Genomic DNA, 15,848 nt, shown 5'->3' on the forward strand with positions numbered 1-15,848 from the left:
GCAAAGGCATCCATCCGCGTCAGAGTACTAGACGTGAGCAGATCTCCAGTCGAATGCTTTCCAGCACCGCCTCCATCTCTGCCAATACCTGGTGATTCCAGAATCGCAGCACGCGATAACCTCGCCTGCTCAGATATTCATCCCGCTCGCGGTCGCCATTTGTCTGCTCCGCGTGCTGCCCACCATCCAACTCGATTATCAAGAAATGCTCCAGGCAAACGAAGTCGACGATGTAGCGGCCTATGGGCTTCTGCCGTTTGAACTTGAGGCCCATGCAGCGATGAGCACGCAGGTGGTACCAGAGCCGCGTCTCGGCGTCGGTCATATGGGTTCGCAGCGTCTTGGCGTTTTCCCTCAGGCCCATTGGAGCCTCCTTGCTCCCACTACCCTCTCCCCCGCCCCTCTCCACTAGGCGTGCCCCCACAAATGGGCGAGGGGTGACTCGGCCCTCATCTCCCTGCACGATCAGTCCCCTCTCCCGTTCCCGGGAGAGGGCTAGGGAGAGGGTGCTGCTCAGCGCTCGCGCACCACCAGCTGCGCCGGCGCGGCGCCCAGCGCATTCCATGCCGGGCGATACATCGACTCCACCTGGGGCGGCGGCACCCGGTAGGTGCCGGGGGTGACGGCGCGGGCCAGGTACAGCAGGTGGGTGGTGTCGTAGCCGTTCACGTCCAGGGCGGCGACGAAGCGGTCGTCGCGGAACTCCTGGTGCTTGATCGCGGCGTTCTGCATCGACTTCTGCCACTCCTTCACCGCGCTGCTGGCGTCGTCCAGGCTGGCGGCGCTCTGCGCCAGGTTCTGGTTCTCCAGCTCCAGGCCGGCCGGCAGCAGGTCCACCACCAGGGCGTCGGGCACTCGTTCCTCGGCGCGCACCGCCAGGTGCACCAGCACCAGTTGGCCGCTGGCCAGGTTGTTCAGGTCCAGCGGGCGACCGTCCAGGCCGTAGAAGCCGCGCTCAATGCCGAGGTTGTTGCTGCGCGCCGCCGGTGCCGAGGTCGGGTAGCCGGAGATGGTCAGCTGCTGGTAGAGCTTGTCGGCGAAGCCGGTGCTCAGGCTCAGCGGCTCGCTCAGGCTGGCTCCGTCCAGCTTCAGCGCCGGTTGAGCGTTGCTCAGCTCGCGCACTTGGCCGCCGGCTTCGAGCACGGCGTTCCAGCTCTTCTCGGGGGTCTTGATCAGGCCGCGACCGGCGAGGAACAGCGCGTTGCGCTCCTGGGTCGACAGGTAGTCCTGCAGGGCGCGTTCCTCGGCCAGGCTGAACAGCAGCTGATCGCGGCTACTGGCGGCCAGGTCGTTCTCCTCCAGCAGGGCATAGATCAGCGCCTGGTCGCGCAGCGGGCTGCCGTAGTCGGCCAGCCACTCCTGGCGCTGGCGGCCGAGTCCCAGGCCGAGGGCCAGGGCCTCGTCGGCGCGGGGCTTGTCGCCCATCTTCTGCAGGGCCACGGCCAGCTGTACCAGCGGCAGGCCGGACTTGGCGTCGGCGCGGCGGTCGTACAGCGCGCGCAGGCTGCCCAGCGGCGCCTGCTGACTGCGCGCCAGCACCAGGCCGGCGTAGGCCTGCACGGCGAAGCGGGTGTGGTCGAGGTTGTCGCTGTAGCCGGCATCCACCAGTTGGCGGTCCTGCAGGTAGCGCAGCAGGCGCTCGTTGGCCTTCTCCAGTGCCTCCGGCGGCACGGCGAAGCCCTGCTCGCGGGCGCGCAGGAGGAAGTCGGTGACGTAGGCGGTCAGCCAGAATTCCTCGTCGCTGTCCGAACCCCACAGGCCGAAGCTGCCGTTGTAGCGCTGCATGCCGAGCAGGCGCTCGATGCCGATCTCGATGGAGTTGCGCCGTTGCTCTTCCGGCTCGCCCTCCAGGCCGAGTTTCTGCAGCGTCGCCGAGTCGGCATAGAGCGACGGATACAGGCCACTGGTGGTCTGCTCCAGGCAGCCATAGGGGTAGGCCCGGAGCGCCTGGATCTGCTCGGCCAGGTTCAGCGGCGGACGGCTGGAGACACTGAGCAGCGCCTCGCGTCCGGCCGGTTCGAAGGCCGCCAGGGTGCCGGCCGGCAGCTGCCAGCTGTCGCCCTGCAGCACGCTGCGCAGGTGCTTCTGCTGCGCCGGCCAGGCCGAACGCACGCCGATGCGCCACTCGCGGGCGAAGGCCGGCAGGCTCTCACCCGGCAAGCTCAGGCCGTTGACCTTGACCCGCAACACACCAGTACCGTAACCGCCAACGGCACGCACCGGGATGCGCAGGGTGGTGCGCTGGGCCTGGTCGAGCTGCAGCGGCGCCATGTAGCCGCCGGGCGTTTCGGACAGGCTCAGTTGGCCTTCGGCCTCGATCTGCACGTCGAGCTTCTGTGCGGCACCGGACAGATTGGTCAGGTCCAGGGCCACGCTGGTCTCGTCGCCACCGGCGAGGAAGCGCGGCGCCGACAGCTCGGCCACCAGCGGCGCGGCGACCACCGTCTTGCCCTCGCCCATGCCGTAGTGCTCGTCGGTCCAGGCCTGGGCCATCAGGCGCAACTCGCCGTTGAAGTCGGGGATGTCCAGGCTGACGTCGCCTTCGCCCTGGGCGTTCAGCTCGACCGGTACGCTCTGCAACGCGACGATGGTGACGCTGGTGTCCGGGCGCTTGCCGCCCTTGGCCAGCGCCGCGTCGCCACCGAAGGCCAGCTTGGCCAGGCGACCCTGGCCGGCCTCGATCAGCTGGCCGTAGACGTCGAGTTGGTCGACGCCATAGGCCTTGCGACCGAACAGCTCGGCGAACGGATCGGGCGTCTTGTATTCGGTGATGTTGAGAATGCCGACGTCCACCGCCGCCACCAGCACGTTGACCTTCTGCGCCGCGCTACCGTCGGCATTTTTCGCCTGCACCTTGACCTTCAGCGGCTGCTGCGGACGCATCTTCTCCGGCGCGGTGAGGCTGACCTGCAGCTGGCGTGGCGCGCGGTCGAACGGCAGGTGCAGCAGGCCCACGGCACGCTTGGGCGTGGCATTGGCCTCGCGCTCACCGGGGCGGATGACCAGGGCGCTGACGTACAGGTCATGCCGCGCCCACTCCTTGGCCAGGGGGATATCGAAGCTCTTGCCCTCGGCGGGCACCTCGATTTCCTCCCACCACAGCGGGCCGTCGCTGGACTCGACCATCAGGTAGCCGCTGCCACCGGACGGCGGCGTGACGGTGACCTTGGCCGTATCGCCGCTACCATAGGCCGGCTTGTCCAGGGCCAGCTTGACCTGGTCCGGGCGCACCGCGCCGCCTTCGGTGTTGTCCTGCCAGGAGTAGCCGGCCCAGAAGCGCAGGCTGCTGGTGATGTCGGTCTGGGGATCGGTCACTTCGACGCGATAGGGGCCCCACTCCACCGGGAAGCTGACCTTGGCGGTGCCGCCGGCGGCGACTTTGATGCCCTCCTCACCGAGGTTGAGGAACTTCTCGTTGTAGTGATAGTTCCAGCCCTCACTCTCCGAGAAGCTCCAGTAGTAGTCGCGGCGCTCGCGGATCAGGCGCACCTGCAGGTTGTCGCTGGCCAGCTTGTTGCCGGCCGGGTCGGCCAGCAGGATCTCGAACTCGGCCAGGCCATCGCCATCCACATTCTCGCCATCGAACAGGCCACGCAGCCCCGGCAGGCGCTCGGCCGGCCACACCGGCTGCACCAGGCGCCGGGTGATCGGGCGGCCGCCGGATTCCTGCAGGCTGGCCTGGAGGATCAGCTGCAGCGGCGACTTGGCCTCGGCCCAACGGTTTTCCACACCGACCGTGGCCTTGCCCTGGGCATCCAGGGTGGTTTCTTCCAGTTCCAGGTCCTGGCTCAGCTCTTCCTCGGTGACCGAGCCGAACTGGTAGCCGGGCAGCGCCTTGACCGCCTCGCGCAGCGGGCGCACGTAGACCTGGCCCGTCAGGCGATTGCCGGACGCCGGCGCACCGTAGAGATAGCGGCCTTCGACCTGGAAGCGCGCCTCGTCGCTCGGCTTGATCGGGTTGTCGCTACCCTTCAGCTCCAGGGCCAGGCGTTCGGGAAGGAAGTCCTCGACGAGGAATTCATAGATCTGCTGGCGGCCGCCGCCGAAGTCGAACAGCAGCTGCCAGCGCCCGGTCGGCGCCTCGCCGGCCAGTTGCAGCTTGTACTGGTACAGGCCGTTTTCGCCCGGCTCCCAGACGAACTTGCGGCTGACCTGCTCGTCCGGCCGGCGCACTTCCACGTTGACCGGTTGCGGCTTCACCGCGCGGCCATCGGCATCGCGCAGCAGGGCGTTGAGCAACACCAGCTCGCCCGGGCGATACAGGTCGCGCGGGCCGAACACGAAGAACTGCAGCGGGTTGGCCACCGCACCGGCGATATCGAACTCGGCCAGGTCCAGGGCCGGGCTGCCGAGGTTGAGCAGGCTGGTCTGCTCGCCCTGACGGGCCAGCACCACGGCGGCCTTGTCCGGCAGCGGCAGTTCGGCATGGCCGGCGCCGTCGGTCTTGGCGCTGGCCAGCACCTGGCCGTTGCCGCCGAGCAGTTCGACCTCCACACCGGACAACGCCTTGCTGCCTTCCAGGGCCTGGGCGAAGGCGTCCAGGCGACCGTGGTAGCGATGCACGGACAGGCCGATGTCGCTCAAGGTGAACAGGCTCGCCGGCTGCGAATAGTTGTAGGTGCCGGCCTGGCGCATCACCGCCAGGTACACGCCGGGCTGCTTGAAAGGCTCCAGGCCGGCGATCGGCAGCAGCAGGGTCTCGCGGGTGTTGCGCGCCGGGTTGAGGTCGAAGCGGCCGCTGTAGACCAGCTCGGCCATGGGCAGCAGCTCGCGCGACTGCCAGGTGTCCAGGTTGGAGCTGCGCCCCCACTGGGCGAGGAAGTTGGGCAGCGACTCCTGCTTGATACGGAAGAACTCGACGTTGACCTTGTCGACGTTCAGCGCGATCACCGGCAGGCCTTCGGCCAGGCGTGTCGGCAGCAGCGAGCCGCGGCTGGCGAAGCCGACGGTGGGCTGCAGGTCGCGGGTATCAATGGTGGTGCTGTATTCGGCGGCCAGCTCGCTGCCGTTGATCGCGCGCAACCCGCGGTCGACCGAGAGCACCAGGCTGCGCTGTGGCTCCAGATGGCGCAGGCGCAGCTCCATCAGGTTGTCGGACAGCTCCCAGGCGCCGTCGACCTTGCCGCTCTTCTTGTCCACCAGGTGCAGCTTGGCGGCGAAGTCCTGCTCCGGGTCCAGCGGCACGCTGAAGCTCACCGACAGGGTGCTGGCGCCATCCAGCTGGACTTCCGAGGCGTCCGCCACGCTCAGCTCGCGGCCGGCGTAGCGCTTGCTCAGCGCGGCCTTGTCCACCGCCGGGCGGGCGGCATCCTCCTGGACGGCGGGTTTGCCGGGCGGGGCCGCGGCGGTATCGGGGGTGGAGGAGTCGCAGGCGCTCAGCAAGCTGAGCGCGAATGCCAGAAACAATCCTTTGTACTGCATGGCGGGCCTCGCGCAGATATCTGAGGCCCAGCACTATAGCCGAGCGCCGGCGCTCTTACAGGCGAAAGCGTCCCACTTGCGCACTGAGGGCCTGGGCCAGATCCTGCAGCGCCTGGCAGTTGTCACGGCAGGAGGCGACTTCGCTGGCGGTGGAATGGGCCAGGTCGGCGATGCCCTGCACGTTGCGGTTGATTTCCTCGGTGACCGAGCTCTGTTCCTCGGTGGCCGTGGCCACCTGGTGGTTCATGTCGCTGAGGCGCTCGACCTGGCCGGCAATCGACTCCAGCGCGCGCCCGGTGCTCTGGCTGGCCTCGACGCCGGTGCCGGTGGCCTGCTGGCCGGCCTGCATGGAACTGACCGCCGCCTCGGCGCCCTGCTTGAGGCGCAGGATCATCTGCTGGATCTCGTCGGTGGAGTTCTGCGTGCGGCTGGCCAGGGTGCGCACCTCGTCGGCCACCACGGCGAAGCCGCGGCCCTGCTCGCCGGCACGCGCCGCCTCGATGGCGGCGTTGAGCGCCAGCAGATTGGTCTGTTCGGCGATGCCGCGGATCACCGCCAGCACCTGGTCGATGGTCGCCACCTGAGTGGCCAGTTCGCCGACCGCCCCGGCCGCCGTGCCGATCTCCCCGGACATGCGCTGGATATGCGCGATGGAGCCGTTCACCTCGCTGCGCGCGCTGGCCGCCTCGTCGCGCGCCCTCTGCGACACCTCCGCGGCGGAGCCGGCGTTGCGGGCGATCTCCTGCACGGTCAGGCCCATCTCGTGCACCGCGGTGGCCACCAGGTCGGTCATGTCCTGCTGCTGGCCGGAGCGTAGCGCGGTGTTTTCCACCACCCGCGTCACCTGGGAGATCGAGTCGCGCAGCTTGTCGCTGGTGGCCAGCACCTCGCCGATCAGCTGCCGCTGGCCTTCGAGGAAGCGATTGAAGCCACGCGCCAGGTCGCCCAGCTCGTCGGCGCGCGACTCATCCAGGCGGCGGGTCAGGTCGCCTCCGCCACCACCGATTTCCACCAGCGCCCGGGTCACCCGGCGGATCGGTCGCACCAGGCCACGGGCCAGCAGCACCACCAGACCCAGGCACAGCAGCGCCACGCCAGCACCGATCAGCGCGGTCACCAGCAGCGCCTGGCGTGCCTCGCCGTACACCTGCTGCTCCGGCAGCTCCGCCACCAGTTGCCAGTCCAGCGACTGCAGCGGCATGGCCATGGCCAGGAAGGTTTCGCCGTCACGCTCGAAACGCTGGACCTGGCCGGCCCGGCCGACCAGCGCCTGGGCCGCCTCGGCCCCGACCAGTTCGCTGAGGCTGCGCTTGTCGCTGATCTGCGCATCCGGGTGAATCTTGACCCGGCCACCGGCATCCACCAGGTAGACGCGGCCCGCCTCGCCCAGGTGGAAGCCGCGCACCAGGTCGGACATGGCACTGAGGCTCAGGCCCAGGCCACCCACGCCGAGGGTACGGCCGCCAACCTCGATGCGCTGGTTGATGAACAGGGTGGGCACCGCCGTGGTCTTGTCGATGTCGACGTCCAGCGAGCGCGGCTTGCCGCCGTCGACGAAGTCGTAGAACCAGGCGTTTTCCGGCGCCCGGGCGAGGGTGCGATCCAGGCCGTCGCCGGTGTAGTACTGGCCGGAGTCCACGGCCACCAGGAAGGTGGTGAGGGCCTTGTTGGCGCCCTGCTCCTGCTTCAGGTAGCGCACCATGGCATCCAGCTGCGCCGGGTCTTCACCGGCGGCCAGCCAGTCGCCGACCAGGCTGTTGCCGGCAATGCCGCGGGCGGCGGTGAGGGGTTCGCTCAGTACCCGCTCCAGGTCGTTGCGCACCGCCTCGACCCGCGCCGGCAGCTCGCCGTTGACCAGGTAGCGCTCGATCTGCCGGTTGGCCACGCCGGAGTAGATGACGATGACGATCAGCACGCTGATCATCAACGCCGCGCCCATGCTGAGGATCAGTTGCCACTGGATGCTGCTGCGCCAGAACCCCATTTTCCGCTCCTCGACTTCGAACACCGCCTGAGGCCCGACCGCAGCCCGTGTAGCTGGCTATATCGACCGACTTGCGGCTGCGCTTGAGTAGCACCGGAGTGAGGGTCGTAATCTGCACGATAGACCAAACGGCAGGACCTGGAGAAAGCGCCGCAGCGCACGGATGGCACCGTCTGCAGCGCAACTCGGCAGCGCGCCGGTATTGGAGGAAACAGGCGAGTTGCTCAAGCGCTCAGTTCACATAGCCGGGCATTGGGCGTCAGGCGCAAGAATGCCTCGATCGGCAGGCGCACCAGGTTCTCGTGGTCGCCGGCCTCCAGGTAGATGTCGGCCTGCCGCGCCAGCATCGGGTCGATCAGCATGCCCATACCGTAGGCCTCGCCCAGGGCCGGAATGGCGCCGCGCTCGCAATCCTTGAACAGGCTGCCGAGGCTCTGCTCGCTGGTCAGCTGCCAGCGCCAGGGGCCGCTGCGCACCTTGCCCAGGTCGAGCTGGCGATTGGCCGGCAACACCGCCATCAGGTAGTGGCCGCGTCGATCGTCGAGGATCACCGGCTTGGCCATGCGGGCGGCGGGAATGCCGGCCTTGCGCGCCGACTCCAGGCTGGTCGCGGAATGCTCGTGCTCGACCAGATCGAAATGACAGTCGGCCCGCTGCAGGCTACGGGCCAGGGTTGCGGCCATGTGCATGATCCACCTCGACTGCTGTGGCACCGGTAATATCAGTCTAGCCCTGCCGCTGCCGACGCCCGTGTCAGTCCATGCAACGCTTGCTGCTATCGAGGCCTGCGCATAGTCGCTCTGGCGCTATGCCGGCGCGCCTATAATCCAGCCTTTTGCCGGGGATGCCCATGTCCGCACTGCTCGACGCCTGGCGTCACGCACCGACCCATCGCCGGGTCTGGGCGCTGGCCGCGCCGATGATCCTGTCCAACCTCTCGGTACCGCTGGTGGCGCTGGTGGATGCGGCGGTGATCGGCCACCTGCCGCACACCCAGCAACTCGGCGCGGTAGTGGTCGGTGGCAGCCTGTACGCCATGCTGGTCGGCGTGTTCGGCATCCTGCGCATGAGCGCCACCGGCTTCGCCGCCCAGGCGGCCGGCCGTGGCGACGGTGGGGCATTGCGCCTGGTGCTGCTGCAGAGCCTGGCGCTGGCCACCGCCATCGCCGTGCTGATCGGCCTGCTGGCGATTCCGCTGAGCGACCTGGCGCTGCAGCTGATGCGCCCCTCGGCCGCGCTGGACGCGCTGACCCGCGACTTCTTCCACGCCCGCCTGTTCGGCCTGCCGGCCACCCTGGCCTGCTCGGCCCTGGTCGGCTGGCTGCTCGGCACGCAGAACGCCCGCGGCGCGCTGGCGGTGATGCTGACCACCAACCTGCTCAACGTCGCGCTCAACCTGTGGTTCGTCCTCGGCCTGGACTGGGGCGTGCTCGGCTCGGCGCGCGCCTCGGTAGTCGCCGAATGGTGCGGCGCGCTGCTCGGCCTGGCGTTGGCCTGGCGCACTCTCGGCCGCCACCCCGGGCAGATATCGCTCGACGCCCTGCGTCAGTGGCGCGGCTGGCAGGCGCTGCTGGCGGTGAACCGCGACATTCTGATCCGCACCCTGGCCCTGCACCTGGTGTTCTTCCTCATCACCGTGCAGGGCACCCGCCTGGGCGATGCCACGGTGGCGGCCAACGCCCTGCTGCTCAACGGCCTGCTGGTCGCCGCCTTCGCCCTGGATGGCCTGGCCCACGCGGTGGAAGCCCTGTGCGGCCATGCCATCGGCGCCAATGATCGCCTCACCCTGCGCCGCTCATTGGTGGTGGCCGGCGGCTGGTCACTGTTCGGCAGCCTGCTGTTCGCCGTGCTGTTCCTGCTCGGCGGCCAGCTGTTCATCGATCTGCAGAGCGACATCGCCGAAGTGCGCAGCGCCGCCTACCCTTATCTGCCGTACCTGGCGCTGTTGCCGCTGATCGCGGTGTGGAGCTACCTGCTCGACGGTCTGTTCATCGGCGCGACCCGGGCCAGGGAAATGCGCAATGCGATGCTGGTCAGCGTGGCCCTGGGGCTGCTGCTCGGCTGGCTGCTGCAGGGCCTGGGCAACCACGGACTGTGGCTGGCTTTTCTATGCTTCATGCTGATGCGCGGTCTGACCCTGGCCACCCAGGCCTGGCAGCTGCGCCGACGAGACGCCTGGTTCGGCGCGAATCACTGAGCGGAGACGGATATGTTGCCTGCCCCCAGCCCTGCCGATGAAACCCTGCGCCAACGGGCGCTGGACAAGCTGGATGTGGTCGACACACCGGCCGAGCTGTACCTCGACACCCTGGTGCGCCTGACCCGCGAGCTGTTCGAGGTGGAAACGGTGCTGATCAGCCTGATCGACCGCGACCGCCAGTGGTTCAAGGCGCGCATCGGCCTGGACGTGGCGGAGACCCCGCGCGACATCTCCTTCTGCGGCCACGCCGTGGCGGCGCGCAGCCCGCTGGTGGTGGAGGACGCGCACCTCGACCCGCGCTTCGCCGACAACCCGGTGGTCACCGGGCCGCCCTTCCTCCGCTTCTACGCGGGCCAGCCGCTGTACAGCAGCGACAACCAGCCGATCGGCACCCTGTGCATGCTGCACCCGCAGCCGCGCGGCCTGAACCAGCAGGAGCGCTTCCGCCTGCGCGACCTGGCCACCCTGGTGGAGGGCTATCTGCAGCTGCGCAGCGTCAGCCAACAGGCGCACAAGCTGCGCGAGGCGGTAGACCGCGAACAGCGCAAGGCGCTGATCGACCCGCTGACCCAGCTGTGGAACCGCGCCGCCCTCAACCAGTTCTTCTCCCGCGAACTGGCCAGCGCCACTGGCGCGGGCCTGCGCCTGGGGCTGATCTACGGCGACCTCGACCACTTCAAGCAGGTCAACGACCAGTTCGGCCACGCCGGCGGCGACCAGGTGCTGTGGGAAAGCTCACGACGCATGGGCACGGCGCTACGCCCGGACGACCTGCTGGTGCGCCTGGGCGGCGAGGAGTTCATCGCCCTGGTCTCGGTGCACGATGCCCGCGAGCTGGGCCATATCGCCGAGCGCATGCGCAAGGCGGTCGGCGACACGCCGATGACGGTCGCCGCCAAGCCGCTGCCCGTCACCATCAGCCTGGGTACCGCGCTGCTGGAGTCCGGGGAGAACCAGGGAGACCTGCTGGAACGCGCCGACCGGGCCCTGTACCTTGCCAAGAAACAGGGCCGCGACAGAACGGTCCACGCCGAACCAGCCACCTGAGGAGTTCCCATGGCCGACGCCATCGCCGCCAGCCTGCACTACCTGTCGATCTTCGTGCTGTTCTCCCTGCTCACCTGCGAGCATGTGCTGTTCAAGGCCGATGTGGATGTGGCCACGGCGCGCAAGCTGCTGCGCATCGACATGATCTACGGCGCCACCGCCGGCGTGGTCCTGCTCACCGGGCTGGCGCGGGTGCTCTGGTTCGGCAAGGGCCTGGACTACTACCTGCACAACTGGGTGTTCCACGCCAAGGTCAGCCTGTTCATCCTGGTCGGCCTGCTGTCGATCCTGCCGACCCTGACCTTCTTCAACTGGCGCAACGATCTGCTGGCCGGCAAGGCGCCGACCATCACCCCGGCCCAGGCCAAACGCACCATCATGGTGATCCGCCTGGAGCTGCTGATCCTGGTCTGCCTGCCGTTCCTGGCCAGCCTGATGGCGCGCGGGGTCGGTTACTTCAACTGAGCAGCAAGTAGCCCGGATGCAATCCGGGAAGGTCGCTCCCGGAGTGCATCGGGGCTACCAGCGGCCATAGAAAAGCCCGGCGATTGCCGGGCTTTTTTGTTGCTTGAGCCGGGTGGAGAAGCGGCCGCGCAGTGGCTGCGAGCCCCTCACCCCGGCCCTCTCCCGGAGGGAGAGGGAGCACTTCAGCGACCAGTCCTCAGGTCGCCAGGTACGAGGAACGGGTCAGCCCCAGACGCAGCGCATCCAGATACTGCGAACGCTCATTGGCGGTGAGCTTGGCGCTGGCCACCTTGTCGCGGTAGTAGGTCATCAGCTCCTCGGGCGACAGGTGCACGTAGCGCAGCATGTCCTCGATGGTGTCGTGGGTCTCGATGCCGGTGTGGTACACGCTGCCGTCCGGGTGCTGGTAGATGTTCACCGAGTCGGTGTCGCCGAACAGGTTGTGCATGTCGCCCAGGATCTCCTGGTACGCGCCGACCAGGAACACGCCGAGCACGTAGTCCTCGCCCTCGCGCACTTCGTGCACCGGCAGGCTGGTCTCGATGGACTGCTCGTCGACGTACTGCTTGATCTTGCCGTCGGAGTCGCAGGTCAGGTCCTGCAGCACGGCGCGGCGCAGCGGCTCCTCCTCCAGGCGGGTGAGCGGCAGGATCGGCAGGATCTGGCCGATGGCCCAGGTGTCCGGCAGGCTCTGGAACACCGAGAAGTTGCAGATGTACTTGTCGGCCAGCTTGTCGTTGAGCTCATCAAGCACCGCGCGGTGCGAGCGCTGGCGCGCCTTCAGCTGGTTGTGCAGGCGGCGGCAGATGGCGAAGTAGCACTGCTCGGCCAGGGCCTTCTGCGACAGGCTCAGCTTGCCAGCGGAGTACTGCGCGGCCACTTCCTCGATGTAGTGGGTGGCGCGCCAGTAGGTCTCGGCGACCATTTCCGGATCGCTGTCCTCGAGCAGTTCGATCAGCACCTGCAGCACTTCCGGCTGCTCGACGCTGGCATCGATTTCCGGCACGTCGTCGTTGTGGCGCTCCACGTCGGTCACCTGCACCACCAGCACGGCGTGGTGCGCGGTCATGGCCCGGCCGCTCTCGGAGAAGATGTGCGGATGCGGGATGTCCTGGCGGTCGCAGAACTCCTTGAGCATGTCGACCACGGTGGCGGCGTAGTCCTCCATGTCGTAGTTGATCGAGCTGGCGTTGCGCGAGTGGGTACCGTCGTAGTCCACGCCCAGGCCGCCGCCGACGTCGATATGGTCGACCGGCAGGCCGAGGGCGCGCAGCTCGCCGTAGTAGCGGATGGCCTCGCGGAAGCCCTTGCGGTAGTCGGCCAGGTTGGCGATCTGCGAGCCCATGTGGAAGTGCAGCAGGCGGATGCCCTGGTCCAGCTTGGCCTGCTTGAGGCGCTCGACCACCGAGAGGATTTGCGCGGCGGACAGGCCGAACTTGGACTTCTCGCCGCCGGTGTCGGCCCACTTCGAGGACGCCAGCGAGGACAGGCGCACGCGCAGGCCGACCTGCGGAGTGACCTTGATCTTGGCCGCCTCCTCGATGACGAACTGCACCTCGGATTCCTTCTCGATCACGATGAACACGTTGTGGCCGAGCTTCTGGCCCATCAGTGCCAGGCGGATGAACTCGCGGTCCTTGTAGCCGTTGCAGACGATGGTGCCGCCCTTCGGCGCCAGCGCCAGCACGGCCATCAGCTCGGGCTTGGAACCGGCTTCCAGGCCGATGGAGACGTCCTGGGTGGCGATGATGTTCTCCACCACCGCTTCCTGCTGGTTGACCTTGATCGGGTACAGGGCGGTATAGCGGCTGCCGTATTCGAGGCGCTCGATGGCGGCGTCGAAGGCACTGGTCAGCTGGCGCACGCGCGACTGCAGGATGTCCGGGAAGCGCACCAGCAGCGGCAGCGACAGGCCGCTCTCACGCAGGCCGTCGAGCTGGGCGTAGAGGTCGATCGGCGCGCTTTGCGGGCCGTTGGGACGCACTTCGACACGACCGGCATCGTTGATCGAGAAGAAGCCGGCGCCCCAGTGGCGAATACCGTAGACGCTGCGGCTGTCCGCAACCGTCCATTGGCTACCGTCGTCTTTGCGTGTGCGTCTTGCGGCCATCGAGGTCTCCTGTGAGGCAGATAAAGAGCTGCCGCCCGGCAGCAGATATAAGGGTATGGATGTGACGATTGCAGGAGAGTGGACTGCCCCTCCTGCCTGGAAGTTTAGGAAGTGGCGCGTCAGCCGCCGGACTTCTTGGCCTTGAAACCGCGTTTGACCAGTTCTTCGAGCAGCAGCTCGACCATGTCGCCCTGGATTTCGATGACGCCGTCCTTCAGCCCGCCGCCGCAGCCACAGCGCTTCTTCAGGGCGCTGGCCAGCTCCTTCAGCTCGGCCTCGGCCAGCGGCACGCCGGTGATGGTGGTCACGGTCTTGCCGCCACGACCCTTGGTCTCGCGGCGCACGCGGGCGATGCCATCGCCTTCGGGGATGACGCTCTTCTTGCAGCTACAGGCGTCCACCGGCTGGCCGCAGTCGGGGCAATGCCGACCGCCATCGGTGGAATAGACGAGACCGCTCAGGGCGGAGAACGACGAAGCTTTCTTGACCACCGGCTTTTCCTCGTAGGGGTCAGGATAGCGACTGGCTGAACGGGGTCAGCCGCGGGGCCCCACTCAGGCAGGGGCAGCGCAACCAGGCATGGCGCCTGGCTTTGAAGGTGGCGCAGTGTAAGGGCAAACGCCGCGCGTGCTAAGTGCGAAATTGCGCCATTGATCGACGGATTGGCGACCTCGTGCGGCATAGCGCACGCCACGCACGGAAATACTGCACAAATCCGCGCCCGGCGCGGGTTTCGCCCTCCCTCTCCCCCGGGAGAGGGGGCGGGGGTGAGGGACTAGTGGGCTGCTCCGAGTTGCCTGTGACACCCTCCTCCCTGCCCTTTGCCAAAGGGAGAGGGAGTCATCCCTGCATCGCCAAGTACAGCCGCAGCGCCTGCAGCGAATCCGGGCAGTAGGGCTTTTCCAGCGCATCGCTTAAGGCCTGGCTCGGCGCGATGAAGCACGCCTCCAGCACCTCCTCCGGCTGCAGCACCAGTGGCGCGTTGGATACCGCGGAAAACACCGCGCCCCACAGGCGATTGCCCGGCTCGTCGAAGTAGAAGCGCCCGTGCTCGCGCAGTGCCACACCGACTACGCCCAGCTCCTCGGCCAGCTCGCGGGCGGCGGATTCGGCGTAACTCTCGCCCTCGCCAACCATGCCGCCGGCCGCCACGTCCCAATAGCCGGGATACACGGCCTTGCTCAGGGTGCGGCGGTGCACGCACAGCTCGCCACGGGAATTGAACAGCAGGATGAAGGTGCCGCGGCCGATCAACCCGCGCTCGCGCAGCTCGGCGCGAGGCAGGCCGCCGAGCAACTGGTCCTGCTCGTCGACCCAGGCGACCCGCTCGGCATCGGAGGCGGCGCGATGGGCCGCCTCGCGTTCGGCACCGGCCATCAGCCCTGGCTCAGCAGGGTCCGCAGGTCGATGATCGCCGCGTTGGCGCGGGAGATGTAGTTGGCCATCACCAGCGAATGGTTGGCCAGCACGCCATAGCCGCTGCCGTTGAGGATCATCGGGCTCCACAGCGGCTCCTGGGCGGCCTCCAGCTCGCGGATGATCTGGCGCACGCTGACGGTGGCGTTCTTCTTCGCCAGCACGTCGGCGAAGTCCACTTCGATGGCGCGCAGCATGTGCGACAGCGCCCAGGCCTGGCCACGGGCCTCGTAGAACACGTTGTCGATCTGCAGCCAGGGCGTCTTCACCTCTTCCTCGCGCACCGGCACGATCTGCCCCTCGGGAATCGGCTGGTTCGGCTCCACATCGGTGTTCAGGCGGACCCGACCGACGCTGGCCGACAGGCGCTGGGACAGCGAGCCCAGGCGCGTGGCGACATCGCCCAGCCAGTTGTTGAGGTTGTCGGCACGGGCATAGAACTGCGCCTTGGGCTGGCTCGGATCGGCAAGGGCCGCCAGGTAGCGATCCAGCGACTTGATGCCTTCGGTGTATTCGGCCTCGGAAGCCGGCAGCGCCCAGCTCTTGTTGTCGAAGTTGAAGCGCGGCTCGGCCTTGGCCAGGTTCGGGTCCTCGGTGGACTGCGACTGGGAGCGGGCGAAGTCCTTGCGCAGGGCCCGCGACAGGTCGCGCACCTGCACCAGCACGCCATATTCCCAGGCCGGCATGTTGTCCAGCCACAGGCCGGGCGGGGCGATGTCGTTGGACAGGTAGCCGCCGGGCTTGGTCAGCAGCGACTCGGACACCTGCTTGAGGGTCTCCACCGTGGTGTAGCCGCTGACCAGCTTGCGCTGGGCCTGCTCGGCCGCCGCCTGGGCGTGCTGCTGTACCGGAAACAGCTCCGGCTCCTGGCTCCAGTACCAGCCCACCAGCATGGCGCCCAGCAGATACAGCCCCAGCAGGGTGCCAACGGTCTTGCCCAGCCAGCCACCCGCGGCGTAGCTGCGCACACCATCGGCCTTGTCATCGACGTTGCCGCGCAGCTCGCCTGCGCGATTCTTCCAGTCCAGCATGATCTTGATCCTTGATTGCGTCTTCGCTTGATCCGACCCTATCCGCGGCCGATCGTTGTTCTGCACTATAAGTGAAGCTCAGGGTACGAGCAGCGACAGAATGGACTTGCTGCCGCCGATTCGGCCAAATGCTGGAAAATTGACGTCAAATGACCGATGGTTGTTCCTAGAGAT

At 67.8% G+C, this 15,848-nt stretch carries 11 protein-coding genes; 3 read left to right on the plus strand and 8 right to left on the minus strand.

Annotated features, from left to right (window positions below; all coding sequences use genetic code 11):
* Nucleotides 1–19: 19 nt before the first annotated feature.
* The 4 genes from N7607_RS02145 to N7607_RS02160 all read right to left on the minus strand — a co-directional run bounded on the left by N7607_RS02145 (nt 20) and on the right by N7607_RS02160 (nt 8,094).
* On the minus strand, nt 20–364 hold the full coding sequence (locus tag N7607_RS02145) for an endonuclease domain-containing protein (RefSeq protein ID WP_279867017.1): 345 nt from the start codon (nt 362–364) through the stop codon (nt 20–22).
* Nucleotides 365–513: 149 nt separating this feature from the next.
* Nucleotides 514–5,421: an alpha-2-macroglobulin gene (locus N7607_RS02150; RefSeq protein ID WP_279867015.1), complete on the minus strand. Its 4,908-nt coding sequence runs from the start codon at nt 5,419–5,421 to the stop codon at nt 514–516.
* A gap of 55 nt (nt 5,422–5,476) precedes the next feature.
* A complete protein-coding gene (locus N7607_RS02155) occupies nt 5,477–7,405 on the minus strand; it encodes a methyl-accepting chemotaxis protein (protein WP_279867014.1) in 1,929 nt (642 codons plus the stop codon).
* Between the two features lie 224 nt (nt 7,406–7,629).
* Nucleotides 7,630–8,094, minus strand: a complete 465-nt coding sequence (locus N7607_RS02160) for a YbaK/EbsC family protein (protein ID WP_279867013.1) — start codon at nt 8,092–8,094, stop codon at nt 7,630–7,632.
* Between the two features lie 161 nt (nt 8,095–8,255).
* Between N7607_RS02160 and N7607_RS02165 the strand changes: the two genes are divergently transcribed.
* Genes N7607_RS02165 through N7607_RS02175 form a run of 3 tightly spaced genes read left to right on the plus strand, consistent with a single transcriptional unit; the run spans nt 8,256 to nt 11,117 of the window.
* Nucleotides 8,256–9,602, plus strand: a complete 1,347-nt coding sequence (locus N7607_RS02165) for an MATE family efflux transporter (RefSeq protein WP_279867011.1) — start codon at nt 8,256–8,258, stop codon at nt 9,600–9,602.
* Nucleotides 9,603–9,614: 12 nt separating this feature from the next.
* On the plus strand, nt 9,615–10,652 hold the full coding sequence (locus N7607_RS02170) for a sensor domain-containing diguanylate cyclase (protein ID WP_279867010.1): 1,038 nt from the start codon (nt 9,615–9,617) through the stop codon (nt 10,650–10,652).
* Between the two features lie 9 nt (nt 10,653–10,661).
* Nucleotides 10,662–11,117 (plus strand): DUF2214 family protein, encoded by a 456-nt coding sequence (locus N7607_RS02175; RefSeq protein ID WP_279867009.1) that lies wholly within the window; start codon nt 10,662–10,664, stop codon nt 11,115–11,117.
* A 196-nt stretch (nt 11,118–11,313) separates the two neighbouring features.
* On the opposite strand, the gene speA is transcribed toward N7607_RS02175, so the two are convergent.
* The 4 genes from speA to N7607_RS02195 form a co-directional block, all read right to left on the minus strand.
* A complete protein-coding gene (gene speA, locus N7607_RS02180; protein ID WP_279867008.1) occupies nt 11,314–13,227 on the minus strand; it encodes an arginine decarboxylase in 1,914 nt (637 codons plus the stop codon).
* Between the two features lie 119 nt (nt 13,228–13,346).
* Nucleotides 13,347–13,718 carry a translation initiation factor Sui1 gene (locus N7607_RS02185; RefSeq protein ID WP_279867007.1) on the minus strand — a complete coding sequence of 124 codons (372 nt, stop codon included), beginning with the start codon at nt 13,716–13,718 and terminating at the stop codon, nt 13,347–13,349.
* Between the two features lie 349 nt (nt 13,719–14,067).
* On the minus strand, nt 14,068–14,604 hold the full coding sequence (locus N7607_RS02190) for an NUDIX hydrolase (protein ID WP_279867006.1): 537 nt from the start codon (nt 14,602–14,604) through the stop codon (nt 14,068–14,070).
* Nucleotides 14,604–15,674: a DUF2333 family protein gene (locus N7607_RS02195; RefSeq protein WP_279867005.1), complete on the minus strand. Its 1,071-nt coding sequence runs from the start codon at nt 15,672–15,674 to the stop codon at nt 14,604–14,606. The genes N7607_RS02190 and N7607_RS02195 overlap by 1 nt, the downstream gene beginning before the upstream one ends.
* Between the last annotated feature and the right edge of the window lie 174 nt (nt 15,675–15,848).

Source organism: Pseudomonas sp. GD04019, from assembly GCF_029837695.1.
Taxonomy (GTDB): Bacteria; Pseudomonadota; Gammaproteobacteria; order Pseudomonadales; family Pseudomonadaceae; genus Aquipseudomonas.

Coding starts and splice junctions, on each gene's coding strand:
- N7607_RS02145 (WP_279867017.1), bottom strand. CDS start 364: ATGGGCCTGAGGGAAAACGCCAAGACGCTGCGAACCCATATGACCGAC.
- N7607_RS02150 (WP_279867015.1), bottom strand. CDS start 5,421: ATGCAGTACAAAGGATTGTTTCTGGCATTCGCGCTCAGCTTGCTGAGC.
- N7607_RS02155 (WP_279867014.1), bottom strand. CDS start 7,405: ATGGGGTTCTGGCGCAGCAGCATCCAGTGGCAACTGATCCTCAGCATG.
- N7607_RS02160 (WP_279867013.1), bottom strand. CDS start 8,094: ATGCACATGGCCGCAACCCTGGCCCGTAGCCTGCAGCGGGCCGACTGT.
- N7607_RS02165 (WP_279867011.1), top strand. CDS start 8,256: ATGTCCGCACTGCTCGACGCCTGGCGTCACGCACCGACCCATCGCCGG.
- N7607_RS02170 (WP_279867010.1), top strand. CDS start 9,615: ATGTTGCCTGCCCCCAGCCCTGCCGATGAAACCCTGCGCCAACGGGCG.
- N7607_RS02175 (WP_279867009.1), top strand. CDS start 10,662: ATGGCCGACGCCATCGCCGCCAGCCTGCACTACCTGTCGATCTTCGTG.
- speA (WP_279867008.1), bottom strand. CDS start 13,227: ATGGCCGCAAGACGCACACGCAAAGACGACGGTAGCCAATGGACGGTT.
- N7607_RS02190 (WP_279867006.1), bottom strand. CDS start 14,604: ATGGCCGGTGCCGAACGCGAGGCGGCCCATCGCGCCGCCTCCGATGCC.
- N7607_RS02195 (WP_279867005.1), bottom strand. CDS start 15,674: ATGCTGGACTGGAAGAATCGCGCAGGCGAGCTGCGCGGCAACGTCGAT.